The 26,292-nt window shown below is 69.5% G+C and carries 19 protein-coding genes and 1 pseudogene; 13 read left to right on the top strand and 7 right to left on the bottom strand.

What is annotated here, in order from left to right:
• From ACIBEA_RS39335 to ACIBEA_RS39295, 9 genes are all read left to right on the top strand, one after another.
• Positions 1 to 258, top strand: a 258-nt coding sequence (locus ACIBEA_RS39335; protein ID WP_399268344.1) for a hypothetical protein, incomplete at its 5' end; no start/stop codon positions are given.
• A 165-nt stretch (positions 259 to 423) separates the two neighbouring features.
• Positions 424 to 843 (top strand): hypothetical protein, encoded by a 420-nt coding sequence (locus ACIBEA_RS39330; RefSeq protein ID WP_399268342.1) that lies wholly within the window; start codon positions 424 to 426, stop codon positions 841 to 843.
• An 83-nt stretch (positions 844 to 926) separates the two neighbouring features.
• A complete protein-coding gene (locus ACIBEA_RS39325) occupies positions 927 to 1,433 on the top strand; it encodes a hypothetical protein (protein ID WP_399268340.1) in 507 nt (168 codons plus the stop codon).
• A 56-nt stretch (positions 1,434 to 1,489) separates the two neighbouring features.
• Positions 1,490 to 1,741 (top strand): hypothetical protein, encoded by a 252-nt coding sequence (locus ACIBEA_RS39320; RefSeq protein ID WP_399268338.1) that lies wholly within the window; start codon positions 1,490 to 1,492, stop codon positions 1,739 to 1,741.
• A gap of 63 nt (positions 1,742 to 1,804) precedes the next feature.
• Positions 1,805 to 2,254, top strand: coding sequence for a hypothetical protein (locus ACIBEA_RS39315; RefSeq protein ID WP_399268336.1), 450 nt, complete (start codon positions 1,805 to 1,807; stop codon positions 2,252 to 2,254).
• Between the two features lie 94 nt (positions 2,255 to 2,348).
• A complete protein-coding gene (locus tag ACIBEA_RS39310; RefSeq protein WP_399268334.1) occupies positions 2,349 to 2,786 on the top strand; it encodes a hypothetical protein in 438 nt (145 codons plus the stop codon).
• Between the two features lie 86 nt (positions 2,787 to 2,872).
• A complete protein-coding gene (locus ACIBEA_RS39305; RefSeq protein ID WP_399268332.1) occupies positions 2,873 to 3,550 on the top strand; it encodes a hypothetical protein in 678 nt (225 codons plus the stop codon).
• 284 nt (positions 3,551 to 3,834) lie between these two features.
• A complete protein-coding gene (locus tag ACIBEA_RS39300; RefSeq protein WP_399268330.1) occupies positions 3,835 to 4,107 on the top strand; it encodes a hypothetical protein in 273 nt (90 codons plus the stop codon).
• Positions 4,104 to 4,847, top strand: coding sequence for a hypothetical protein (locus ACIBEA_RS39295; RefSeq protein ID WP_399268328.1), 744 nt, complete (start codon positions 4,104 to 4,106; stop codon positions 4,845 to 4,847). The genes ACIBEA_RS39300 and ACIBEA_RS39295 overlap by 4 nt, the downstream gene beginning before the upstream one ends.
• Before the next feature lie 73 nt (positions 4,848 to 4,920).
• Here the strand turns inward: ACIBEA_RS39295 and ACIBEA_RS39290 are convergent, their stop codons facing one another.
• Entirely contained in the window at positions 4,921 to 5,559 is a 639-nt protein-coding gene (locus ACIBEA_RS39290) for a hypothetical protein (RefSeq protein ID WP_399268326.1), read from the bottom strand.
• A gap of 290 nt (positions 5,560 to 5,849) precedes the next feature.
• Between ACIBEA_RS39290 and ACIBEA_RS39285 the strand changes: the two genes are divergently transcribed.
• On the top strand, positions 5,850 to 6,119 hold the full coding sequence (locus ACIBEA_RS39285; RefSeq protein WP_399268324.1) for a hypothetical protein: 270 nt from the start codon (positions 5,850 to 5,852) through the stop codon (positions 6,117 to 6,119).
• A 119-nt stretch (positions 6,120 to 6,238) separates the two neighbouring features.
• On the opposite strand, the gene cas3 is transcribed toward ACIBEA_RS39285, so the two are convergent.
• From cas3 to casA, 6 genes are all read right to left on the bottom strand, one after another.
• The gene (gene cas3, locus ACIBEA_RS39280) at positions 6,239 to 8,998 is read right to left on the bottom strand and encodes a CRISPR-associated helicase Cas3' (RefSeq protein WP_399268322.1); all 2,760 of its coding nucleotides are present in this window, start codon (positions 8,996 to 8,998) and stop codon (positions 6,239 to 6,241) included.
• A 7,100-nt stretch (positions 8,999 to 16,098) separates the two neighbouring features.
• Positions 16,099 to 16,794: a type I-E CRISPR-associated protein Cas6/Cse3/CasE gene (gene cas6e, locus ACIBEA_RS39275; RefSeq protein ID WP_399268320.1), complete on the bottom strand. Its 696-nt coding sequence runs from the start codon at positions 16,792 to 16,794 to the stop codon at positions 16,099 to 16,101.
• A 44-nt stretch (positions 16,795 to 16,838) separates the two neighbouring features.
• Entirely contained in the window at positions 16,839 to 17,561 is a 723-nt protein-coding gene (gene cas5e, locus ACIBEA_RS39270; RefSeq protein ID WP_399268318.1) for a type I-E CRISPR-associated protein Cas5/CasD, read from the bottom strand.
• Entirely contained in the window at positions 17,558 to 18,754 is a 1,197-nt protein-coding gene (cas7e, locus tag ACIBEA_RS39265; protein WP_399268316.1) for a type I-E CRISPR-associated protein Cas7/Cse4/CasC, read from the bottom strand. The genes cas5e and cas7e overlap by 4 nt, the downstream gene beginning before the upstream one ends.
• Entirely contained in the window at positions 18,751 to 19,380 is a 630-nt protein-coding gene (gene casB / locus ACIBEA_RS39260; RefSeq protein WP_399268314.1) for a type I-E CRISPR-associated protein Cse2/CasB, read from the bottom strand. Before casB ends, cas7e begins: the two co-directional genes overlap by 4 nt.
• A gap of 34 nt (positions 19,381 to 19,414) precedes the next feature.
• On the bottom strand, positions 19,415 to 20,968 hold the full coding sequence (gene casA / locus ACIBEA_RS39255) for a type I-E CRISPR-associated protein Cse1/CasA (RefSeq protein WP_399268312.1): 1,554 nt from the start codon (positions 20,966 to 20,968) through the stop codon (positions 19,415 to 19,417).
• A gap of 645 nt (positions 20,969 to 21,613) precedes the next feature.
• Here casA and ACIBEA_RS39250 point away from each other — a divergent pair.
• From ACIBEA_RS39250 to ACIBEA_RS39240, 3 genes and pseudogenes are all read left to right on the top strand, one after another.
• Positions 21,614 to 22,427 (top strand): annotated as a pseudogene (locus ACIBEA_RS39250) (SDR family oxidoreductase).
• 1,399 nt (positions 22,428 to 23,826) lie between these two features.
• Positions 23,827 to 24,612: an AAA family ATPase gene (locus ACIBEA_RS39245; RefSeq protein ID WP_399268310.1), complete on the top strand. Its 786-nt coding sequence runs from the start codon at positions 23,827 to 23,829 to the stop codon at positions 24,610 to 24,612.
• 437 nt (positions 24,613 to 25,049) lie between these two features.
• Entirely contained in the window at positions 25,050 to 25,634 is a 585-nt protein-coding gene (locus ACIBEA_RS39240; RefSeq protein WP_399268308.1) for a hypothetical protein, read from the top strand.
• Positions 25,635 to 26,292 lie beyond the last annotated feature (658 nt).

Below are 26,292 nucleotides of genomic sequence, written 5' to 3'. Positions count from 1 at the left end.
GCCATTCACGGCGACACCATGGCAGCCATACCCGGAACCCCTGGGTCCACCGATCTTACGAATGACCAGTTCAAACCCACAAAGAAAGGTAGGGCAGCCATGGCACGGATGATGACCGCTCAGGGCAAGTCCCGGGACTACTGCTGCCGGGGACACAACCCCAAAGAGCTTGATCACGGAACCGAGCGAGCCCGCGAAAAGCGTGAGTGGACCCGCGCGGCGGAGTGGGACATCGCCGAAAGGGCGGCCCCGCGCTGAAACGAGCGGCTGCTGAAACGCGCGTGCGGCTCTCGGTTCGGACATCGCACGGAGCATCAGTGCCAGCTCAGAACGTCCGATGAAGTCTTCACTCTGTCCAACATCCCAAGGCCCTGGCTGCGCCTTCTTGCGCGCACCGGCCCCCCCTCCTCAAGGAGTCCCCGCATGCGCGGCACCGACATGCCCACTACCCCCGAAGCCATCCGCAGCAAGTTCCTTACTCACCACGGCGCCTGGATCGTGCGGGCGGAGATCGAACACGGCCACGACGCCCCCGGGGTCCAGTCCCGCGCGGCATTGCTGGTGCGTGTGGAGAACGGTGCGGGCAGACCCGAGGTCCGGGTGAGGTGCTTCTCCGACGGCGGCTGGCGGAAGCGGGCCGAGATCACCGCCGGTCTGTCCATCGACGGTGAGCACATCCCCGCGCACTCCCCTATCACCTACAGCCCGGTCCGCAGCCGCTACGGGTACCGCAAGATCCACAAGTGGATCAAGAGCCAGATCTGGCGCAAGGACCCGACGCGCTCCCAGCTGGTCGTCGACCCGCGCGTGCCCGTCCGCTGGGAATCCGCGCCCCGCCCGTAGGCAGGCCACGCGCTCACCTCCCGTTCACGCCCGCTCCCCCGCCGTCCGGCCACGTTCCGGGCAGGCCCGTCGGAAGGACACCCGTGCCCCGCACCCTCGCCCAGCCCGCCACCGAAACCATCGCCGTCCTGGCACGGCTCCTGGAGACCACTCAGCCCCACGAGCAGACCGTCATGGTCGAAGCCGCGATCACGTCGGGCCTGATGTGGCGTTGCACCTGCCGAGCCGCGAACGCCCCGGACCTCGGCTTGTGTACCGCGTGCGGGAAGGCCCGCCTGTGGACCGTTGACGTGGCCCCGGGCGCGTACGGGGCACTGCTGGAAGACCTCCGCTCCGAGCTGCGCGAGTGGTTCCAGGACCGGCCATCAGGACCCCGCCCAGCGGCCGTCTCCTTCCGCATCACCACCCAATACGAGGACGGCCCGGCGTGGGCCATCACGGGGACGAGCTTCTACTTCACCGACCAGCCTCACGGCATCCGGCACGACCAGGACTTCAGCAGGACTGCGGTCGCTGACGCCCTGACGGAGATCAGCGAGTACGACCCCCCGCAGACGGGTGACATCCTCCGCGTCGCCCTCCCCCGCTAGCCCAGCCCCCTCGCGCCGCCCGGTCGCGCACTGGGCAGCAGACCCCAGGAGTACCCGTGAACACCCTTCTGATCGGCCGCCTCAGCCGCAGCACACTGACCATCACCGAGTCCCACTCCGTCACCGACGACCAGGACGCCATCGACGCTCTGACCGGGCCCGCCTTCGCCGACGGAGCCGACTGGGCCGTGGTCTTCGACGTCACCCACCACCGTGACGCCGTGCAGCGGGCGTACGAGGAGTACGCCCAGCCGGACGGCGCAGTGGTCGAGGACGAAGTCTGGGACGTCCAGCCCGTCACCTTCTAACTGCTGCGCCCGGACCGCCCATAGGGCCGGCCCCTCTGTCTCCCCTCCGGAAAGGACACCCCCGTGTACCCGTACCCCGCCGCCCCGCTGCCGGACGCGCTCATGCCCACGACCGAGGCGATCATCGACCGGCTCCTCATCGACCTGGACGACAAGCAGCTCGGCTCTGTGGCCAGCCGCATCGACACCCTCCGCACCGACTTGGCCCGGAAGTGCCTGCTGGAACTGCTGCGCAAAGACAGTGCCGCGCTGTACGGCGACGGCCTGACCGACTGCCCGGACCCGGTCACCTCCATCAGGTTCGGCACGTCCAACGACGACTGCAACCCTGTGTGCTGGTCCGACAACGCCGTCGCCGTGCACAGGGCCGGGGAGACGAGTGTGGAGACCCTCGTCGACTACGCGGGCACGGACGTGGAGACCCCGCTTCGCGACTACTCCAGCTTCACCGACCCCGTCGACGGCTCCCGGCTGATCGTGGACCTGGCCACCGGCGAGTTCACCATCCTCTAACCCGTCGAACCCCAACTGAGCACCCCACGCCGGGCGTCCGAACAGCCGCCCCTCCCCCACCTACCAGACGCCCCATCGCGAAGGACCATCCCAGATGAGCAACCAATGGGCTCACGTCACCAACGAAGCCGAACTCCTCTACCCCGGCGTGGACATTGAAGGAGCCCTTAAGGTCGGCGCGATCGCCGTCGCCATATGGAACGGCGGCGGCAACGGCATCGTCATCTACGGCCCCAAGGACGAGCTGCGAGACCGGCTGCTCCAGCTGGCCGCCGCCGTCGACAACGCCTCTCCGGCCCCGTCCGCCGACGCGTGCATTTCCGTTCTGACCGACCCCCGGCGCTGGAAGCCAGGGCCCCTCCCCCACACGCTGGCACCCCTCGGTCCCGCGCCGGCACGGTGCGACGGCCTGCCCCGCGCCGTCGCGGCCGATCCCCGGCTGGCCACCTGTCCCGACTGCGTCGAAACCTGGAACAACGACCTGCCGCACACCCGCCTCAGCCTGTCCCACCCCATCCCCGCACTGCCCTGACCCCGCTACCCGCTGCCGCCGCGCCCCGTCGATTCCCGACCAACCTGACGAGGGCGCGGCCGACAGCCCCGCAGAAGGACACCTCTATGCCCTCCAACGACGTGACGGCCGTCGCGCTCTTCAACGCGGTACTCGACGAGGCCGCCGAATGGGCCGGAGACGACGCCGACGACCACCGCGCAATCGACGCGATCACTGCCGCGCGTACCCCGCAGCAGAAGGTCCAGCTGCTCCGGGACTCCGCCCTCTTCCGCTCACGGCTCGGCCCGGCGGTCGCCGACGCGCTGATCGCCTTGGACCCCGACTCCTACGCGTCTCCCACCCCATCGGCCGCCGAACGTGAAGTCCACGCCGCGTACGACTTCACCTATGTAGCCCTGGCCACCGTCACGTTGCACACCACGGCCCCGACCGTGCAGCTGGCCTGGGCGCAAGTCGAAAGCACTGCAGGCGGCGAGATCGCCGCACCGCGTCCGGGTGGGCCGGAGGTAAGGGTGCGTGCGCTGACCATCGAACCGGGCACCGTGTGCCTGGACCAGGTCGATGGCGCGCCGGTCCTCTATATCGGCTCGTCCTCACGGGGCGCACCCGCCTCACTGCTTCCGGCGGATGTGCGCGCCGCCATGCAGAACCTCGCCCGCTACATCACCGCCGACAGGAAAGAGGCGGACCACTACGCCGCGCAGAATGAGGAAGGCCGCGTCGGGCACGTGTTCCCCGCCGCTCAGCTGCTGCTCTCCTACCTCGCCGCGCCCACCGGATAGACCCCCGTACCACCTCCACCAACGGTGCGGCTTGCGCCGCCACCGACCTGGACCGCGTCGCGCTCACCGCATCCGTTCACCACGCGGAACTCCGGCACGCCCGGCTGCCCGCCGCGCCGGAGTGAACGTGCGGCGGGCGGGCCCCGCGTAGCGGCTCGGCTTCTGGCCGTGCGCGCCGAGGCCTGCTCCGGACCCGCGCTTCACCCCGTCCGGTGCACTGCGTGGCTCCGGCCGGCTTCCTGATCACGGCCCATCCCGTACGTCCCTCTGCCCTGGAGCACACCGTGTCCGACCCTGAACTCCACCGCATCCGCGACGCGTCGATCACCGTGATCGACGCCTCCCCCAAGGACAACACCCCCAGCGACGTCTACGAGATCGAGGTTTTCGGCGTCAGCGTCCTCATCCGCCGGCGCGCCCGGTGGGGCGCCGCCACCTCGGTGCCGTACGTCCACGTCGAAGACCAGAGCGAAGGGCCTGGTCTGCTGCTCGTCGAGGTGAACAACGGCGGCGAACACGAACACTCCCGGCTCCTCACCCCGGGTGTTCGGGGATGACGCCCCGCCGCGCCTACGCCGCCGCCCGCCAGTTGATCGACGCCGACGCCGACTATCTCGTCCACGTACGCACCACCACCGGCTGGGTGCTGCCGGGCGACCACGAACAGCGGGAGCTGCCTGGTCTCGACGTCCTGCTCGCTGCCCGGCGGGTGCTGCGCGGCCATCCCGCTGGCAGCGTGTGGAGTGCGTACCCCCAGACGCTGAACGTGCTCACCGGCGACGGCCGGACCGAGCTGCGCTTCATCCCGAATACGCTCTCCGACACCGCACTTTGCCGGACCGTGGGCTGCGCGGAGTTGCTCCCGCCCACGGGCCCGTGCCCGCGCTCCACCACGGCGCTGGGCCTTGACGGCCGCACCCCGGATGGGCTGTGGAGGGTGCTCGGCTTGCCCGACTCCGCGCTCGTGCCGGTGACCCTCGCCGATCTCACCCTCGCGGACCTGGTCACCCTGGCCCACACTGCCCACACCCTCCACAACCGCGACTATCCGGCCGACACGGTCCTGTCGCCCGAGGCCGGCCCCCTGCTGGCCTTCCTGGCGCAAGTCCTGGAGGACCTCGACCAAGACCGCCCACACGCCATGGAAGTCGACGACGCACTCTCCCGCACCCAGTTGCTCACGCTCGCCGAGGCGGCCCTGGCTCTGTACCGGGCCGACGGCGATCCCGACGACCTCCTCGGACGCCGGGAGGTGCTGCTCCTGGCCCACCTCGACTTCGACGACTCCACCGGCTGAACCGGCCCCATCCCCACACAGCCCAGAACCCCGCCGCGCTCGATGTGCACGGCGGGGTTCTGGGCTGTGCTGTTCAGACGGCCGAGTGAAAGCCCGGACTGCGAACGTCGAAGACCTTCTCCTCCTGCCCGGCGGACTGGAGACGGTCACGAACCTCCGCCGCCCGGCGGCCCGCCCCGGCCTGGTCCTTGACGCCGGACAACACCGTGGCAGCCGAGTGCAACTGCCACACGGCCGCCGAGCCATGCCCCGATCCAAGGAACGTCTCCGCTTCCCGGAGGCAGCACGCCACCCAGTCAAAGTCGAGATCGGGCTCCCGCCGGTCCGTCTCAGCCAGGATCGCGCGGAGCACGGGCAGTTCCGCCGAAGCCACCGGCCGCAGCCGGACGTGCCGCCTGCACGCACGGACCACACTCACCGCGGCAACGGCTACCGCCACGGCGATCGCCACTGTCGCAGCAACGGCGAAGACCACGGAGTCGAGTACCGCAGGCCTCCCCCCGCCCAGCTCACCATCGAGCGATTCACTCAGCCGGGGCGCAGCGAGCGCCACCGCACACGTCAGGGCCCACACGCCGGCGAACACCGCCGCTCGACGGCCGAGCACGGAAGGGCGCACCTTGAACAGCCAGGGCAGCAGCAGGTGAACGGCCGCAAGGATCGGGGGCGCCACCACAACGACGTCCAGCACGCTGAAGTGTCCGGTGATCATCTGCTTCTCCTCGTCCCCTGGATACCCGAGCACCCTAACCGGCGGCGCTGACAGCGCCCCGCTGTGGCGAGGCCCTGGGCCAGATAAGTGCCGGGGCCGGAAATCGGCAAACGGTCGCCATGCGGGCGTCGGCCGCAGCTGCGGCTGGGTTGCTCGGCCGCATCCCCTAATTAGGGCGGCGGTCGTCAGTAAACTCAGCCGATTCGGCAATGTCAGGTCCGTCCAGAGGGGGAAGGGCTGGACGATGCCAGTAGGTGACAGATCCTATCCACCAGCCCGTGGCGCACCCCATGAGCGAAAGCATGCTGGAGATAAGGAGCCCCCAGCCAGGGGATCGAAGCCCGATTGCCGTGGTAGCCACCAGGGCAATCAGGCCAGCCGGTACCAACGCCGCCATCGAGCTCGCCTGGAGCATGGCGACCAATCGACTACGGCTATTGATCGGCCCAAATCGCTGGTATCGCCGTACCGAAGCCATCGCAAGACAAGCTCCGGGCAAGAGCATCATCGGCGGCATTGCTGGCATCAAAACTTCCGGGAACGGCATGCTTCGACGGTAGCTCAGCAGCGACAGGGACGGTTTGACTCGGTTGCCGTGAGGATCGGAAGCACGTTGTGAAGAGGCCAACGGGGGTTCGTCCTCCCCACCGCGGGCAGGGAGCGGCTTGGACCGCACGATTCATCGGACGGCGGTGCGGACCAGACCCAGAACGGGGTCGAGGCGCAGGATGTGCCGCTCGGTTCGGTGGCCCTGGACGCGTCCGTCGGACAGGACGCGGTGCGGGAGCAGGCGCAGTTCGCGAGCGAGTGGGGTCTTGTTCCATGTTCCGGGCACGGCGGTGGCGGGGCCTACGGCCAGATAGGTGCCGGGGGCGGGGACGCTCAGGCGGGCGAGGTCGGCGACCTGTGCGCGGGTGAGGCGTTTGTGGCCGGGGGCCGGCATCGGCAGTGGGCGGGTGCACTGGGGGTCGAGCCAGGTGGTGCCGTCGGCTGCGCGGTAGACGGGGAGCAGGCGGGCGGAATCGGCGCCGAGGCGCGTGGTGAGCAGGTCGGGGTCGAGGTCACGGTCGGTGATCGGGTACAGGTCGGTGAGGGTGCCGGGGGCGGGGATGGCGGCGGTGTCGGCGGCCGCGGCCTGCGCGGCGTCCTGGCCGGCCCTGCGGTGGTCGTCGTGGAGCGCCAGCTCGGCGAGGCTGTTGAGGTCTGCGTAGACAGTTTCGATCATGGAGGTGACGTCCTCCGGGATGGCGACCGGATGGCCGGCCTTCTCGGCGAGTAGATCGCGGGTGCGGCGCAGCAGGGCCGCGTCGTAGACGTTGCCCCACGCCGGAGGAGGGAGCTCTCCGGCGGGTGCGAGGACAACCAGGCGCGAGGTGGGTGCCCAGCTCGGCCGGCAGCCGCGACCGCCGAGGATGTGGCGGTGTCCGCGCCCGGCGCGCTGGAGGAGCTGGGCGAGGGGAGCGAGGTCGGTGATGACGAGGTCGAAGTCGACGTCGAGGGACTGCTCGGCGACCTGGGTGGTCACCACGATCCACGGCTCGCGAGGGCGCTGTGCGCGGGGGCCGAGGAGGGTGAGGAGTTGGCGGGTGAGGTCCTCGCGCTGCCACTGCGGCATCCGGGCATGGAGCAGCAGCAGGTTGGGGGTGCGGGTACCGGAGCGGGCGGCAAGTGCCTGGTAGGTGGCCTGCGCGTCGGGCACGGTGTTGCAGACCACCAGGACAGCGCCCGGGTCTTCGCCAGCCTCGTATAGCGGGGTAAGGAGTCGGGCGAGGTGTGCGGCGCGGCCGTCGTCAACGTGGAGGTCGTGGGTGTGGCGCACGGGCAGCTGGTCGACGGCGAGGGAGTGCGCGCGGGTGCTGGGAATCGTCGCCGAGGCGGTCACGGTGGCGGTGGCCGCATCCGCGAACAGCCACCCGGGGTAGGACGGCGTGATCGGTTCCAGTGCAGTGTGGCCGGCGCCCTCGAGGTAGGCGTGGACCAGGCGCTCTGCGAGGCTGCCGGCGAGGGTCGCGGACAGCAGCACGACCGGGGCGCCTAGGTGGCCGAGCCACTGGAGCAGGCGGACGGTGAGCGCGTGGCCGAAGGCGTCGTAGGCGTGGGCCTCGTCGATGATCAGCGTCTTGCCGGACAGGCCGAGCCAGCGCAGGGTGTTGAACCGCATGGGCAGGCAGGCCATCGCGGCCTGGTCCCAGGTCCCAACCGCGGTCCCAGCGGCCAGACCGAGGTGCTTGCGGCGCACGAAGTCGCCCGCTGTCGTGGACACGCCGTCGTCGCAGAGTTCGGCATCAGGGGCGTCCGTGGAGTACGCCTCCTTCAGCCAGGCCATGCCGTGCAGCAAAGTGACCGGCGTGTCTACGGCCGCGGCACGGCGAACGTAGGCGCGGACCCGGTCCCACATCGCGTCGGTCGTGGCCATCGTCGGCAGCAGCACCCCCAGCCCCGGCTGGCCGGCCGCCGCACCGAGGAGGCGGGCGCCGAAGAGCCCGGTCTCCGTCTTGCCGTCACCGGTCGGTGCGGTCACCAGCAAAATGCCCGCGCCGCTCACCAGGCCAGGCAGGCGGGCGGCGATGTCGGCCTGCAGCGGGTACGGGTGGGTGATCTCCGGGAAGACGTCCTGGAACCGGGATGCGGGCGCCCACTGCGGTGCCGCGAGCTGGAGCTTCTCCACAGCCGGGCCCGCGGCGGCGTACGCCCGCTCGAAGTGGGCCTGCCAGTCCTCGTCTTCGGCCGCCATCCAGTCGTCCTGGCGGGCACGCACCCACGGATGGCCGGAGGCGATCCAGTCCGCGAGGACCACCAGCCCGGTCACCAGCACCGCAGCGCCGGCGGGCGCCACCCGGCGCGGCGCGGTCGGCCGTCCGCACGCCGCGTGCACGACGTCCACCAGCGCGGCCCGCTGCTCCCGCCAGCCTGGCGCCGTCCCGACACGCGGTTCCGCCCGTTCCGGGTGCCTCAGCGTCGCCCGGTCCAGCATCAGCCCGTAGACCCCGTGGTGGCCCCCGAGGATCTGCGCCACCTGATGGGCCACTGACTTCCCCGGCCGCGACGCGGCGTCATACCCGTAGTCGGCCAGGATCGACGGCAGAACAAGATGGGTCACCCGTTCATGCCGGACAGCACCCTCGTTCATCCAGCCCGTGGGGGAAGCAAACTCCTCCTGCTGCAAGAACTCCGGCTCCGGCCCCGTCGGGGACGACTGGAACGAAGGACAGCACTTTCCCAAGTCGTGGAGACCAGCCCAGAACGCCACCAGCGCACGCGCCTGCCGCTCCGGGACCCTGAAGGACTCGGCCACGAAACGGCGCTGGCCTACCGAGAGATGAACGTCCCAAAGCAGCATCGCGACAGCCGCGGTATCCAGCGAATGACAGCCCAGCGGATACGGAGCAGGCAACTCGTCAGACTTTCCCCACACACAGGAACACAACTCAAAGACCATGGCAAAGATCACCTCAAACCGTAAGAGAAAAGGACACACGAGATGGCCCAGTCGCGAAGGACGGACCCTGGCACGAGTCGGGCTACTCCTCATGCGACCGCCCGCTAGCACCGGAATACGGACCCCCGCACAGGCGGAGCCGTACCTCGTCGGCGGCGCAGTCGTCGCCGTGATGATCGGTGGACTCCCGCAGGGGCGGGTAGCGGACCGTGCCGGAGCGCATGCTGGCCTGCGCCGCCGTGGGCCCACGGCAACAGCGGGCTGTCCGACTCGTGGTGGGCTCTGCCCCACATGGCCATGGTCGGACACCCGCGCGGGCGGGCGGGCGGGCGGTACGAATTTCGAAAGAATCCGCCCGAGGTCGACATCGTTGGGCACCCGCGCGGGCCGGGATCTACACGATCATCAGCTTGTTGACCAGGCCGAGCTGCGTCGGACACCCGCGCGGGCGGGTTCCAAATCCAGTTGCCGGCGACGTCCATGATCGAGCACGTCGGACACCCGCGCGGGCGGGTTCCGCTTGAACCTGGTGGCCCTCGCCACACGCGCCAACGTCGGACTCCCGCTCGGGCGGGCTTCACTACGCCGGCGACCCCAGCCGGGTCCTGGCCACCGTCGGATCCCTCGCGGACGGGCTCCACGGCGAGTCCCTGTGGCTGGAGATCTCGATCGCTGTTGTACTCCCGCACGGGCGGGATCCACCCCGGCATCAGCGACCAGGAGTGCAAGGACCACGTCGGACTCCCGCGCAGGCGGGATCCACATGTCCAGCCTGGCGGCTGGAATCGCCGGTCTCGTCGGACACCCACGCTTCCAGTTGGAGCTTGGCCGCCTGGGCCTGCGTCGGACTCCCGCCGGGGCGGGCTCCACCGGACGCCGGTCGGGATGGCATCGCCAGTCTGCGTCGGACACCCGCGCGGGCGAGTTCCACCTGCTGCTAGACCTCGACGAACTCGGCAACGTCGTCGGACACCCGCGCGGGCGGATTTCATGTCCTCGCCGCCGCCTTGTATGCCGAAGTGTTCGTCGGACACCGCGCTGGTCGCGTTCGATCTCGGCTACGCCACCACCTACCGGCCCCACGACGTCGGACACCCGCGCGGGCAGGTTTCCACGAGTCCAGATTGCGCCAGCGGCCGTCCGGTCCGGTCGGACTCCGCACGGACGGGTTCCACTGGCTCACGTCGGTCATCGGCTCCTGGTGCTCCGTCGGACTCCCGCGCGGGCGGGTTCCACACGATCCGCAGGGTCTCCGCGGCACCAATCACCGTCGGACTACCGCGCGGGCGGATTCCACGGTCCGGACAGGCCGGAGAGACACGCGCTCGCCATCGGACATCTGCGCCGGCGGGACCTGCGGCATCGACGTGAACATGGCCTCGATCAACTGCGTCGGACTCCCGCGTGGGCGGGTTCCGCTCCTCCCAGGCCAGGTCAACGGTCGTCGTGGACGTCGGACCCCCGCGCGGGCGGGCTTCACAGTGACTTCACCGGCTGCGTGACCGTCGCGGACGTCGGACACCCGCGCCGGCGGGTTCCACCTGTTCCTGCTGCCGCCGCTGTTCCTAACCTACGTCGGACTCCCGCGTGAGCGGCTTCCATATGTCGGTGGTCACCAAGGTGACCTCACCGTCCGTCGGACTCCCACGCGGGCGGGATCCACGGATTCCGCCACCACATCGACGACGGCTACGCCGTCGGACTCCCGCGCGGGCGGGTTCCGCGCTCCTACGTCTATATACCGCCTGCGGTACTCCGTCGGACACCCGCGGGGGCGGATTCCGCTGACGGCTCCCGGGGTGGCCAATCCGCTGCTCCGTCGGACACCCGCGCGGGCGGGTTCCACGGTCGGGGTCTCCCCTCGGTCGGTCGGTCACCCGTCGGACTCCCGCACGGGCGGGTTCCACACGGCGGCGAGCACGTGGGTGCGCCCGACGACCGTCGGACTCCCGCACGGGCGGGCTCCACTCGTCCTCCTACCACGCCTCGTACATCCACGACGTCGGACTCCCGCGCGGGCAGGTTGCACTCCTCGATCCTCTTCTCGGGTGCGGCCCCGCGCGTTGGACACCCGCGCGGGTGCGTTGCACGCCCGGTCCTGGATGTTCGTGCCGGTGCCCATCGTCGGACTCCCGCTCGGGCGGGCTGTGCTGCGCTCTGATCGAGCGGGGACGCCAGGTCCCCGTCGGACTCTTCCGCGCGCGAATTCCACCAAACCTCGGTACAGATCCACACCTAGGCATTCGTCGGACTCCCGCACGGGCAGGTTCCACATGTCGCGGATCTGGTTCTTGATCCATGTGGTCGACGGACTCCCGCACGGGCAGGTTCCGCTGCAACGTGTCGTGAAGATCCTTGCGCCACTGCGTCGGACTCCCACACAGGCGGGTTCCACACGGCTGACATGCCGACCCCCGAGGACCGGTACGTCGGACCCCCACACGGGCGGGTTCCACACGGAGCACCAGACGATCTCGACCGTCCACCATGTCGGACCCCCGCGCGGGCGGGATCCACCTGAACCTCTCTACCCTCCGCCGCCAGCAGATCGTCGGACTCCCGCGCCGGCGGGTTCCACTGCGAGCGGTTGCACCCGCCGGTCCTGCTCGTCGTCGGACTCCCGCGCGGGCGGGTTCCACTCCGCCGGGTACCAGGGCTTGCCACCGGTGATCGTCGGACTCCTGCGTGGACAGGATTCAAATCCAGCTACCGGCGACGTCCATGATCGAGCACGTGGGAAGCCCGCGAGGGCGGGTTCCACGTCGACTCCAGCTTCCGGCGACGCTTGCCGCCCGACGGGCTCCCGCGCGGGCGGGATCCACCCGGTGACCGGGTCGATCTCCACGCAGCGCACCGGCGGACTCCCGCACGGGCAGTTCCACCGGATCAGGGAAATCGCAGAGCGCCCAGACCCCGTTGGACTCCCGCGCGGGCGGGTTTCACCAGCCGTGATCATCGTCGAACTCCCGCGCGGGGGCCATATCTCCACCGCTCGGTGATCAGGGCGCCCCATTCCGTCGGACTCCCGCGCGGGCGGGTTCCACAACCCGGCATCGACCGCTACCTGGTATGCGCTCGTCGGACTCCCGCACGGGCGGGTTCCACGTGTACGCGGCGAGCTCCAGGGCGGTCTTGCCCGTCGGACTCCCGCACGGGCGGGTTCCACATCGCCTTCACCGTCCGGGCACGCAAGGGCTCCGTCGGACTCCCGCACAAACGGGTTCCACCCGGGGAGACCAGAAGAGGAGTTCCACCGAGGTGTCGGACACCCGCGCGGGCGGGTTCCTCCACAGGCCAGGCCCGCAGTTGCCGTCCGGACTCGTCGGACTCCCGCGCGGGGGGGCGAGTTCCGCTACGCGCCAGCCAGGGACACGGCGGTGGCCGTCGTCGGACACCCGCACGGGCAGGTGCACGTGGTTTCGACCACGTTGATGCGCCACACCTTCGCGGGACACCCGCGCTGGCGGGTGCAACAGCAGGAGGCGGCGTACGGCGGTTGCCGGGATCGTCGGACCCCGCGCGGGCGGGTCTCCACTCCGGCATCCACAAGCTGACCACCCTGTACGACGTCGGACTCCTGCGCGCGGGGGGCCGTATCCCCACCGCTTGGGTGATCAGGGCGCCCCATTCCGTCGGACTCCCGCGCGGGCGGGTTCCACGGGCCGCTGGACGGGACGGCGATGGTCGGGGACGTCGGGCTCCCGCACGGGCGGGTTCCACGCCAGCGCGAGGAGCATGTCCCCCGGCTCCAGCGTCGGACTCCCACACGGGCGGGTTCCACTCGTCGGTGAGGTGGGAGATCTGGCCGATGACCGTCGGACTCCCGCGCGGGCGGGTTCCACGTGATCCTGCTGTCCACGGTGCTGCTCGTCTTCGTTGGACTCCCACGCGGGCAGGTTCCACCGCAAGGCAACGTCGTCGATGGAGCGGGCCGACGTTGGACTCCCGCGCGGGCGGGTTCCACGGTCGGGGTATCCCCTCGGTCGGTCGGTCACCCGTCGGACTCCCGCACGGGCGGGTTCCACGGCGGGATCATCTCGCAGATGGCCGAAGCCGGCGTCGGACTCCCGCACACGGGCGGATTCCACGCCTGGCCTGTCGCTCGCTGCTCGTTGGTGGTCGTCGGACGCCCGCACGGGCGGCCCCGCATTTCCACGGCCAGGGCCCCGTCCTCGCGGAGCGTCGGACTCCGGCCAGCGATACGGAATCCCGTACAGGCGGGCTCCACCCCGCCTCCCCGGTGCAGCTGAAGCGGAGTGCGCCGTTGGACTCCCGCACAACCTGGCTCCACGCCCGTGGAGTCGGTCCGGTCTGCCTGAAGTACGTCGGACTCCCCCACGAGCAGGTTCCACACTCGGCCCATTGGTCCTCTCGGCTCGCCGTGTACGTCGGACTCCCGCGCGGGCAGGTTCCACATCCCCGCCGAGTTGCACCGCACCGACGGCACAGTCGGACATCCGCGCGGGCGGGTTCCACGACGAGAAATTCCTGCTGCCCGCCGGCATCGGCGTCGGACACCCGCGAGGGCGGGTTCTACGTGAACTGGCTCGACATCCACGCCGGCTTCGTCGTCGGACACCCGCCCGGGCGGGTTCCACAAGCGGATGGAGATGACCACCGACGGCAAGGGCGTCGGACACCCGCGCGGGCAGGTTTCACAAGATCCTGTCGGACGAGCCTCGCCTGAAGACCGTCGGACTCCCGCGCGGGCGGGTGCCACCAGGTCCTTCATGGTCCGCAGGTACTCGACGACTGTGGGACTCCCGCACGGGCGGAATCCACGGCAAGCCTCGGCGGCCGGTGGGCAAGCCAGGCGTCGGACCCCCGCGCAGGTCGTCAAACTCCTGCAGGGGTCGGCTCCACGCGATCCCGACCGGCGTCAAGCTGTACATCCCCGTCGGACTCCCGCGGGGCGGGTTTCACAGGGTCCCGGGCTGATACGAGGTCGACCGGACCGTCGGACTCCCGCCCGGGCGGGTTCCACGTACGCCGGGCCTTGGCCCTGGCGCGCGGGGAAGGGGACGTAGGGGATCGTCGGACTCCCGCACGGGCGGCTCCACTCGTCAGTCAAGTTCCGGAGGTGTTCGATCACCGTCTGACTCCCGCGCGGGCGAGCTCCACGACTGGTGGTGGGCGATCCCCCTCATGGAGATCGTCGGACTCCCGCACGAACGAGATTCACCGCACTTCCCACAGCAATACCCGGCACTGGGACGTCGGACTCTGCGTGGCGGGCTCCACCTGTCCGAGGTCACCCTCGACGGGTACGTGCCTATCGGACTCCTGCACCGGCGTGCTCCACATGCCACGGGTCGGCACTACGAAACAAATCGCACTCCCGCACTGGCGGGTACCACGAGGCCGCCACAGCCTCCGCTCCGCGTGGTCGTCCGGTGTCGTCGGACTCCGCGCGGGCGGATTCCACAACCAGACCTTCAAGATCGAGGACGGTGGCGGCGTCCGACTCCCGCACGGCGGGTTCCACTTGACCCTGCTCGAACTGCGGCTCTTCGCTGAACGTCAGACTCCCGCACGGGCCGGGATTCACTGGATGGCAACCTCAACGGGGTCCTGGCCGCGCGTCGGACTCCCGCACGGGCAGGGTTAATGCCGTGACCGATGGTCGCGACCGACAGGACGACGTGGGACTCACGCACAGGCGGGTTCCACCTCGCGCCCGGCGTCACGGTGCTGAACGAGTCCGTCTGACACCCGCCCGGGCGGGTTCCACGGCTTCCGCGCCTGGCCGCGGACGCGGGGGTCCGTCGGCCCACGGGCGGGTTCCACGGGTGGTCCTCCATCAACGTCACGTCCTCGCGCGTCGGACTCCCGCACGGGCGGGTTCGACTGCAAGTGCGACGGCAAGGGCCAAGGCGTCGACGTCGGACTCCCGCACGGGCGGGTTCCACGCCCGCGCCGAACTCAAGCGCAGCCTCGTCACCGTCGGACTCCCGCACGGGCGGGTTCCACTCCGTGACGACCGCGTGCATCGGGCGCTTGGGCGTGGGACTCCCGCACAGGCGGGTTCCACTTCCAGTTCGCCGTATCCCGCGACTCGGTGGCCGTCGGACTCCCGTCCGGGGAAGTTCCACGGCAGCAACGAGTTCGGAAACCAGCGCGAGGGCGTCGGACCCTCGCGTAGGCGGGTAGCGCTTCGCACCGCAGGCCCGGCGTCTCAAGCTCGGCGTCAGACTCCCGCACGGGCAGGTACCACGAGGCCACCGCAGCCTCCGCTCTGCGTGGTCGTCCGGCGTCGTCGGACTCCCGCGCGGGCGGGTTCAATCGCGAGCAGTACGCGACGCGGTGGTGGAGCAGCGTCGGACTCCCGCGCGGGCGGGTTCACCGCCAGCAGCGCCCGCGCCGAGTCCATGAAGACCGCCGGACTCCCGCACGGGCGGGTTCCACCAGACCTACTGGGTGGGCACCACGACGAACGACGTCGGACTCCCGGGCGGGCGGGTTCCTCGACCCGCAACGCCGCGGGACGCACATCTTCATCGTCGGACTCCCGCGCGGGCGGGTTCCACATCCAGGGCTTGGCCTCGCTGAAGCCCTCGTTCGTCGGACTCCCGCGCGGGCGGGCTCCACCCCACGCCCAGCGCACCGAACAGGAGCCGGTCCGTCGGACTCCCGCGCGGGCGGGTTCCACTCGTAGGCCAGCATGTCGAAGGCGAGCGCGTCCGTCGGACTCCCGCGCGGGCGGGTTCCACAGGGACCGGTCCACCCAGTAATCGGGGCCGGGCGTCGGACTCCCGCGCGGGCGGGTTCCACAGCGCGACCATCACCCCGGCCCAGCGGCGGACCGTCGGACTCCCGCGCGGGCGGGTTCCACATCGCGAGGACTTCGGGCTCGATCAGGTAGGCCGTCGGACTCACGCGCGGGCGGGTTCCACGCGATCGCCTGGGTCTGCTCCCCACGCGATGCCGTCGGACTCCCGCGCGGGCGGGTTCCACTCCCCGCGCTGCCACCAGCTCCGGCCGTGCAACGTCGGACTCCCGCGCGGGCGGGTTCCACACTTCTTGACCTGCTCGTTCCTGAGGGCTTTGCTCTTTTGTTATCAAGGTTCGAGGTCTCTGGGGCCAGGTGTGTACGCGCGGGGCTACATCCGGGTGAGGGGGGCTATGGAGAGGAGCCCGGCTCCGAAGGTTCGGCCTCGGCCGACGCCAGTCGTGAGGGCGGTTTGGAGGGCGGGGGTGTCGGTGATGGTGGCTGTTCCCTCGAAGCGGGTGACTCGGCCTCGGATGCGTATCCGCTTGCCGGCGCAGTTGGGGTTGTCTTTCCAGCCGGCGAGGTCGGGTTGGGAGACAGCGACGGTGGTGTCGACGTCGGGGGTCAGGCCGGCGGTGGCGGCTCGGTCGTGCCACCAGTTAGTGGCTTCGTCGCCGTGCAGGGGGATGCGGCGGCCGCGCTTGAGACTTCCCTTGTCGTCTCGTTCTGGGTGCTCGGGGCGGGTGCTGCGCATGGGCTGGGCGTGGATGCGGTAGCGGATCGGCATTCCGGGTTGGCACCAGGTGAGGAGGGGGCTGAGGTCGCGTTCGTCGGTGGCGGTGGCGTAGCCGATGGGGAGTTGGTCGAGGTTGAGGGGGTAGTGGGACTGGATGAGGAGGGTCTGGCCGCGGGGGTTGTGTTCGAGGCGGAAGAGGATGCCAGCTGCTTGGCGGGGGCTGTCGCCGAGGTGGTCGGGGGCGAGGGTGAGGACGGTGCGGTGGAGGGAGTGGACGTTGCGGAGGTCGCGGGCGACCTCGGTGGACATGGGGTTGAGTTTGAGGCGGGTGAGGTGGGCGGTGGGGGGCATGGGGGTGCTCCGGTGGGGATTCCCGCGTGGGCGGGGTCTGGCTGTCAGTGGGTTCGGTGCGTGGTGAGGGCGTTGAGGTAGGCGGTGCCGAGGCCGGCGCAGCGGGTGGCGGGGAGGTGGCGTGTGGTTTCCCAGATGCGGCGGGTGGTCCAGGTGCGGCCGGGGACGGGGGCGTCGTCGATGGTGCGGGTCTGGGGGGTGCTGGGCGTGGGTGGGTGTTCGTGGAGGAAGGCGACGGGCACCGTGGTTTCGGTGCGGGGGGCGTTGCGGTGGAGGGGGATCTCGTCGAGTGCGGTGTCGGGGTCGTTGGTGGTGGTGACGAGGACGGGGGTGTCGGGGCGGCAGGCGCGGCGGCCGAGGTGGGGCGGGTAGACGGGGTCGCGCAGGGCGGTGGCGAGGTCGTCTATGAGGGGGGCGGGGCCGGTGATAGCGACGGTGAAGGCGGCGTCGTGGAGGTACCAGTCGCGGAAGACGAGGGCGTTGCCGCGGCGTCCTCCCTCGGCGGTGGGGGCGGTCTGGTGTTTGGGCTGGCCGCCGCCGACGGTGTGGAAGTCGAGGAGGCGTTGTCCGGGCCGGTCGATGCGGATGGTGTGGGTGAGCTGGTCGAGGTCGGTGAGGTCGCTGCCGCGGGGGCGGCCTTGGGCTGCGGCGAGGAGACCGGTGATGCCGCTGCGGGTGGGGTGCGGGTGGCTGGTGCGGGTGGTACCGCCCTTGGGGCCTCCCCAGAACTGCATGCCGGACAGGTGCAGGAGGAGTGCGGGGGTCACTGCTTGTCCGCCGGTGCGAAGGCGGCGTCGATGATGGTGGTCACCAGGTCGTCCAGGCGGAGGATGTGGGTGCCGAGTGCCGTGACGCCGGTGAGGTCGGCGGTGCCGGAGTGGGCGGCGGCCAAGATGTTGTTGTCGCCGAAGAAGGTGTTGACCGCGGCGGTGTGGCGGTCGAGGGCGGTGATGCTGGGGGCGGTCCAGCCGGAGGTGTCGTCGGCGGTGATGGGGGCTTCGAAGGCACCGGAGAGGTTCATGGGCTGGTCGGTGCGGACGGTGACGTAGACCAGGGCGGGCGGGGTGAACGGTGCGGTGCTGTTCTTCTTGGCGGTCGGGACGTGGCGGGCGAACTCGGTGAGGAAGGCGTGGAGGAGTTCGCGGGCCATGGCCTGGTCGTTGTCGAGGTTGCGGATGAGCTCGTCGACGCTGCTGGTGGCGTAGCGGTAGAACGTGCCGGAGGAGTGGGCGTGCTGGCCCATGTGGGCGGAGCCGTTGTCGGATCCGGGGATGTCGTCGACCGCGGTGAAGAAGTCGGGCTGTTCCTCACCGGCATGGGTCGTCACGGCGTGGGCGACGGCGATGGAGCCGTCGACGGTGGCGTCGGGGGTGTTGGCGAGCATCCGTCCGAAGGCGGCGATGGAGCCGTTGCGCCGACACAGGACGGCGCGCACGGAGTCCCTCAGTTCGCCGATCTTGGCCTTGGTGTCCTTGTCGATGGCCGGCCCCTTCGCCTTGGCCTTGGGCTTGGTCTTGTCGGCGGCATCGGCCTGGGCTCGGGCCAACTCTGCGGCCTGGCCCAGGAGGTCACGGTGGGCGGCGGCGAGGTCGGCGAGACCGGTGATCGCTGATTCGGGGACGAAGAGCATGACGTTGGTAGTGCCGGTCTCGGCGAGCTTGAGGCCGGAGAACTGGGCGGACAGGGCGATGGCCTGTCCGGCGTCGAGGGCTTCCTTCTCGTCCCAGCCGCGGGTGTGCAGCTCGGCGGCGACCTTTTCGGGGATGCGTCGGGTGCGCAGGGCCCGGTCGCCGAGGACGGTTTCGGTGTTGATGCGGCAGCCGCGCTTTTGGCAGGCGGAGGAGATCCGGGTGCGTTCGACCCCGCCGAGGACGGCGATTTTCGGGGATCCGAACTCGTCGCGGTTCAGGTTGGACAGCGGGTAGGCGTGCAGGACGTGGATGTCGATGGTGAGACTCATGCGGAAAGCTCCTCGGCGGCGTTCATGTCGGGCGTGGGGTTGGGGTTGTAGTGGCTTTGCATCCAGGCGTCGGCGATCTGGGTGCGGTACTTGGGCCAGCCGTTCAGGTCCCGCAGAAGCCTTGGCCAGGAGACGGGAATGCCGGCTGCGGTCATGCGGGTGATGGGCCGGTGCAGGAGTGCGAGTGCGGGCTGGAGGCGGCGCTGGCGGGCGGTGCGTTCCAGGAGGTCGGCGGCGGTCTCTTCCCGCAGGACGCCGTGGTGGACGGCGCGTTCGAGGGACCAGCCGAGGTTTCCGTGCGCGGGGTCGTACAGGACCGGGGTGGAACGTTCGGTGGTGGGGTTGGCGGCCTGGTGGGCGTAGAGGCCGGCGACGGCGAGGTGGGCGAGGGTGGCGTCGGGGCCCCAGTTGGGGATCCGGGGGCGCAGGTGGCGCATCAAACGCCACGACTCGTCCAGGCGGCGGATGTTGAGGCCATCGCGGAGGTCGCGCCGTCCTTGCGGGGTGGAGCAGATCTCGGCGACGTACTTCATGTAGGCGGTTTCCCGCGCGAGCCACAGGGGCGGCTCGGTGTTCTGCCGGGCAGGGTCGTCCGCGGCGGTGGGGTCGGGGGTGGTGGAGGTCATCGGTTCGCCGATCTTCCAGGTGGTCGTGAAGGGGTCAGGCTGCCGGGCGGGAGACGGCCTTGCCGGGTGCGCGGAACAGCTGGGCGCGGGCCTGCGCGGTGGCTCGCCGGCCGCGGCCGGTGGACTTGAGGGGGGCGGTGGCGGTGTCGAAGCAGGTGATGGCCAGGGGCTGGAAGGCCGGGGGTGTGTCGGGGGTGGTGATCGCGGTCCAGAACTCGGGTTCGGCGCGCTCCCAGTACTGGGCGGAGCCTTGGTCGACGAAGCCGGGCTGGTCGTCCTTGTGCCGCAGGGTGTTGGCGCCGCGCCAGGCCGCAGCGAGAGCGCGGCGCAGGTGGCCGGCCCAGGTCTCGGCACTGCGGTGGGCGGCGGCAATCGCGGCCGCGCCGTCGGGGTCGGCTTCGGCGAGGTGGCGCAGCACGGGCGGGGTGGTGGCGCTGTACCAGGCGCGGTCGAGGTCGCGGCGCTCCTGGTCCCAGCCCAGAGCGCGGACACCGAGGCAGTCAAGGAGGTCAGGGTCGAGCTCGGCGAGGTGGTCGAAGACGGTAGGGCGGCGCAGGGTGTTCTTGTCGCCGGGCCGCTGGTGGAGTAGGAGGGCGTCCAGGTCGCGCCAGACGGCGCGGCTGCGGGAGGCCCGTACGGGTCCGCCGGTGTCGCGTTCGATGACGTACGGGTCTGTGGCGGGCGGCAGGTCGGTGGTGGTGGCCCAGGTGATCTGGCATCCGACGGTCCGGCCGGCGTCGTCACCGGTCAGCAGGACGGCGTGGGCGGCACGGCCGGCGAGGAGCGAGGCGGGCCCGGCGGGAGGCATTACCGCGAGCGGGTCGGGCAGCTGCTCGCTCTCCCAAGGAGCTCGGTCGGGGCCCGGGTTCGTGGGCCAGGTACTGGGGGCGGGCACGGACAGCACGAGGGTGGTGAACAGGCTGTCGGGGTGGTGGGGAAAGTAGGAGATGAGGGCTCGGTAGGGGCCGGCCTTGGCGATGTGGCTGTTTCGGCCGCCGTGACGGCGCGTTCCACCCGTGCCAGAGGGCCCGTAGCCGCGCCAGGTCAGCAGCCAGGCGACCGCCTCCCCCGCGTCGACCGGAACTTCCTGCGGGGTGGAGTCCGCCCACAGCGCGTTCGCCCCCGACGCACGGGACATCACCAGGCGGCCGGGAGGAGCGAGGTCACCGCCCTCGTTAGCAAGGCGGGGTTCCTGGAGGAACGGGCGCGGCCCCCCGTACAGGCGCCACCGCTCCGGCGCCGGGTCGAAGTAGTCGGCCACCCGGTCGGCATCGAACCGGACCTGGCCCAGGAGATCCTCGCGGTCGTCGAGCCAGGCCTCGCCGTCCAGGGTCTCGAGGCCGCCGACACGCAGGGCGACCGCGGCCAGGACCCGGCGCCACATCGCTTCCACTGGCGGTTCGGGCACATCGAGGTCGGACAGAAGGTGCGCGGCCGCGAACACAGCCCGCAAGCCGAGGATGACCGTGCCGCCGTCCACGGCCCCCGGGACCAGACCGGCCAGCTCCTCAACCTCGTCCTCGGTGAGACCGGCACGGACACGGACCGGGACACAGGGGTCACGGTCAACGCGAAACGGATGCGACACGCTGCTCCTTCCTCTCACTGCAACGGCCACCCAGACCGGCATAGGTGCAGATCAGGGCGGTGAGTGAGCGTCATGGAAGCAAGCTGTCCCCGCGTGACGCAAAACAGTCGGCATGGCCGGATTGTGAGGGAGCATCCGGTTGTCAGAGGCGCTGGGTAGAGTCCCGCGGCTTCCCCCTCGAGGCACATCGAGGCGATGCCGGGCCGCTCTCCGAAAGCCTTCGATCGACACGTTCCCCGCCTGGGCTCCCCCGCCCTCGGCGTGCCGACAACTGTGCCGTGCGAGTGATGTATTTGGCAGAGCGGCAGCCCGTTGCCCCGGGACAAGGTCGATTGGGCAAGGGCGGCTCGGCAGCCCCTCCCCCGGCCGGGCTCGCTGCCCAGCGACACATTCAGTAAGTCCGGAACGGTCACTTGTTGATGCGATTTCGTGTGAGATGTTGCACAGTACAGAACCCGCGGGCTAGGAACCGCAGCGCGACTCTCCAGTCCATGTCGTCCCCTCCAAGTAACGGTGCGACGCTCGCGAGTCGGCGGCCTCGCCTCCCTCCTTCGAGCGACTATGACGTCCACCGACAGCAGGTCCGCGCGAGGAACCCTCGTCGCGTGTCGTAACGCGATTCCGCGTTCGCTACCGTGTCGGTCCATGACAGTTCTGATCATCGGGGGCAGTGGATTCCTAGGCGCGGAACTGATCCGGCAAGCCACCGCGGCGGGACACGAGACGGCCGCGACGTTCGCCTCCCGGCCCGGCAAGGCCTTGAGTGTCGCCTGGCATCCACTCGACGTCCGGGACCCTGTACGTGACGCCAATTGCCGACGTGGCTCCGTCGGTCGTGGTCAACGCGTCGAGCGGCCAGTCCAACTGGGCAGTCACCGCCGACGGCGCGGTCCGCGTGGCGCTGGCAGGCGTCGAGCAGGGCTGCCGCCTGTTGCATATCTCCAGCGACGCTGTCTTCTCCGGTGCGCGCGTGCACTACGACGAAAGCAGCCTGCCCGATCCGGTCACCCCTTACGGCGCTGCGAAGGCTGCCGCCGAGACAGCGGTTCGACACCTGGCGCCGGGCGGCGCCGTGGCCCGCACCTCGCTGATCATCGGACACGGCCGATCCGAGCACGAGTGCATGGTGCACGCCCTGGCTTAGGGCACCCGCGACCGGGTCTTGTTCACCGACGACATCCGCTGCCCGGTCCATTTCGAAGACCTCGCCGCCGGCCTGTGGGAGATCGCGCTGTCCGACGCGGCTGGTGTGTTTCACCTCGCGGGGTCGGACGCCCTAAGCCGTTACGACCTCGGTGTCCTTGTCGCCCGGCGCCAAGGGCTCGACGGCGCCCATCTGCCCAGCGGCCGACGTGCCGACACCTCCCTGCCCGGGCCCCTCGACGTGCGCCTCGACAGCACCGCAACACAGGGGCGGTTGCGGACCAGGCTCCGCGGCGCTCGCGAGTTCCTTCGTTAACGTGGCGGGGGAACAGGGTGAGCACCCCGGACCCATCGCGCCCGCCGAAGCCTTCACTCCCCCGGCTCGACGACCCCCACACCACGCGAGATAGCCTCATTTGCCCGCCGCCTGCGACGCGGCCTCGGCCGCCGTCGACCGCGAAGTCCAAGCACTCCTCGACATCCCGACCCTGCTGGCCTGCGCCTAGCGCCGCGCTCAGACAAGGACGGCCGCTCCGGAGCGTCCCAGGGAACGCGCACGGGCGTTGCCCCCGAAGGCCTCTCACCCCTGCCCACTGCACGCGCGCCGACGCGGTCCTGCCCTGGGGCCCGAGAGGCCTTCGCCGCCGGATAGGACTACCGCGGTATCTCCTACCTGAGTACCTCCATGGCCCGAAGTCGCTGCCGGATTCTCCGAGGCCGAGTACCGGACCCCCGGCGTGCACCAAGAGGGAACCCTCACGCCGCGTCGTCTTCGAGCACATCGCCAACCCATATGGGGCAGAACCGCCACTTCCCGAGAGCTTGCGCGTCACGCTCTCTCTAGCCCCGCCACTCACAAGCCTCAGAAGCCAGGACTTATATTCGATTCGAGAGCTCACCTCCGGCGTTCATTCGACTGCCAGACCGTGCCCCTCCGCATCGATGGAGCTCCTCAACTCCGAACGTATGCCCCACAAACGATCGACGGCGGCGCGATCTGCACCCCCTCGACCCACCCTTCCCTTCACTTCTCAAATGTAATGACTTCGCAAAACATGCCCCTTGACCTGCTATTTCACAAATGCACAACCTAGGACACAAGGTGGGACACAGAGAGAGACACAGGGACACAACCGGCCGAGCGAATACCTCGCCCTACGCCAGACTCAGCCTCAAGACACCTCCACAGAGACTCCCGCACCGGACATGGAGACCAAGGGAGCGGACGGCACTTCAGTCGACTCAAGCCCGGCACATCTCACTCGGCGCCGCGCCTCCATCCGAGACGACACCCCTCTCTGCTAGCGTGGCCCCGCCGCTTTGAAGGAAAAGCGGTTGTACCCCGCCACCGTTTGTGCCAGTGCAGCACCTTGACTACCTGTCGCCTCGTGAGACAGCGGCCGGAAGGCCGCGCTCTCCATAGCAGTCGCAGTGACTGCCGATGGGCTTCGGGACTCACCGCAAATTGAGACTCAAGGCCACGCACACACGCAGACGTCGAGCTGCCTTCCTGGGCGACTCAAGGCGGCAGCCAGGTAGCAACTCGCCAACGCAAGAGCAGGTGTCAAATACACATGGCCGACCAACTCGCCACAGGATCTGCACGTCAGTCCGGAGACAGTGCAGCTCAGGTGGAGTCGACTCCGTCCGGTGCCCTGATTCCCACCCAGACTGCGCATCCAGCCCTCACCCTTCCGGCAGGCCTTCGCCCTGAGGTGGCTGACCTCGTACACGGCTTGCCCGAGCCCCTCCAGACCGCCGTGATCGCTGCCTTGAACACCCCCGGCGGCGTTCGGTTGACGATGGGGAACGCCAAGGGTGGCGTCATGAAAACGACACTCTCGGTCTACATTGCGCTGATCCTCGCGCTGACCGGAGAGCCTGTCCTCCTCGTGGACGCCGACGAAACCAACAAGACATGCCTCAAGTGGCAGGCAACCGCAGGCGACAGCTGGCCGGGCCTGGTGACCGTGGTGGGATACTCCGGCTCTGCCTCCGGCGCGACGATGCCCAAGTTCGTAAACGACCTGATGGCCCGCGGCTTCAAGCACCTGATCATCGACGTTGGCCCCACCGACAAGGGCGTCCTGAAGATGGCCTGGGGTCTCACGAAGAAGGGGATCGTTCCGACTCAGCAGTACGTCGGAGACGTGGTGCAGCTGACGACAACTTTCGCACTCCTGGCCGAGATGGGAGAGGCCGTAGACCTCAACGTTGTGCTCGCCCGAACGTTTCCCACTCGCACCAGCTACGCCAGGGCCCAGGAGTACGTACGCGGACTCATTGGTGGCGCCAGCCCCGATCACCCGAATGGCCTACCGACCGTGACGCTCCTCAACGGGACCGTCCCTCACCTCGAAGGCATCGCGGACACGTGGGGTGAAATCCCTGACGACTTCGGCCATTTCGCCCCGGTTCTCGCCGAGGCACTTGGCGTCAGCGCTTCGGAAATCGCTTCCCGAATCCAGGCCGAGGACGATGCTCACGCGGGGGTGCGGTAGCGATGGCAGCGCGAAAGGCCAAGGCGGGATCAGCCTTCGACAGGCTGAACAAGATGACGGTGTCAGGCTCCCTCGCTGGTCTCAACGCCGATGCTCCGTTGACGGACGGGACCGCCAGCACTCCGACTGCTCCTACACCTGCGACTGACACCCCCGTGGGGGAACTCGACGAGGCGGTTGCCACCCCGCCCGTCACATTTCCGAGCCCGACTCCTGAAGTCATCTCGCCTCGCACCGAAGCACCGGCCGCCCAGCACGGGTCGACGCCCGCACCACCCGAGGGCCCTACAGCGCCCTCAGTCCAGGCGCCTCAGCCGGTCGACGCGCCGGCCATAGAGCCAGAGGAGGCACCTTCGGCTCCCGAGGTTCTTCGCGTTTCGCCTGCAGCTGCACCCGTATCTCTGGTGCTGCAGGGAAGCATCGCTGACGACCAAGGGGTGGACGCTGAGAGTGCGATCGGCTCGAGTGTCCCCGCTCGCCGCAACGCATTGCCCAGCTTCACTCAGGGAAGCGGGATCGGCCAGGGCCTCGCAGCCAACCTGCCGACACCGCTGGCGGACAAGGTGCGAGACCTCCCAGTCGCGTATCGCGAGCTGGCCAACAGCTACCGCACAGCCAAGGACACTCGCACCGGGAAGACTCTGAAGCGCCGCAACATTCGGCTTCACACCACCCTCGCAGCCTCCTTGAGAAGGCAGCTTGTACACGACAAGCGACTCCTCACCATTCGCGACCTTGTGCCGAGCTACTACGTCGACGCAGCACTGACCTTCATGCGGAACCTCCCGACAGCTCAGTTCATCGAGGCGGCCGACCAATTTCGTGACCGCCTCGTGGGTGGGGATGCCGGGTTCGAGGCTCCGAACCACTACAGCATCACCAAGGAGAACGATGACTGGCTCGAAGACATGAAGGACGAGTTGATGCTGGCCGGCACGAAGGGGCTCCACGGGCACATGATTAACGCCATCGTCGAGGCGTTCCTCACTCAGCTCCACCAGGAGGGTCCTGCGGAGAACTAGGCAGCGCACGACCCCAACGCGAAGGCGGGCCCACCTTGGGCCCGCCTTCGGTATTTTCACAAGTGCACAGCTTGAGACACAAGGCGGGACACAGGGACACAGCCGACGACACTGCCCCCGTCCGCACCCTGCCCCGGATAGCTATCGCTTCCAGTAGCCCTGGACTCAGGGAACTACCGTCTGCCTCACTGCGCGGTTGCGACGAGGCGGCGACCTGCATGCGCCTCTTCCCCGCCGCAAGAGCCCACTCTGCACGAGGGTCGTGCACTCAACTTGCGCTGGGGGGTTGCATTCCCGTTGCAGGTTCCGCCGGTTCGGGTGTGTCATGACGAACGAATTCCCGCGCTCTCCGCCCTCACCATGCGACTGCGGGCCCCTGACCTGGCACTTTCTGCTATTCGCCACCTGACCCCTCCTCAGTTTCGGCGTGTCGTAGCCTCGGTAGTTGACTCCGCTGGTTGAGAACACGTTTAGTTGCACCAACGCTGATGCACGAGGGTCGTATGATTCGGCCTGTGGGCTTGTAGACAGCAAGCCCTCAAGTAGTGCCGATCTTGTTTGGAGAGGGGAACACGTGCCACGCCGGTCGCCAGTGCGCGCTGACGGAACCATGTCCCAACGGACTGTCTCGTCCTGGTCTGGAGTCAGTGCCGGCACG

Origin of the sequence: Streptomyces sp. NPDC051555 (assembly GCF_044454405.1) — a bacterium.
In the GTDB taxonomy this organism is placed as follows: Bacteria; Actinomycetota; Actinomycetes; order Streptomycetales; family Streptomycetaceae; genus Streptomyces.
Note: the sequence above shows the minus strand (reverse complement) of the source record. Positions and strands in the feature narration are given on the sequence as shown.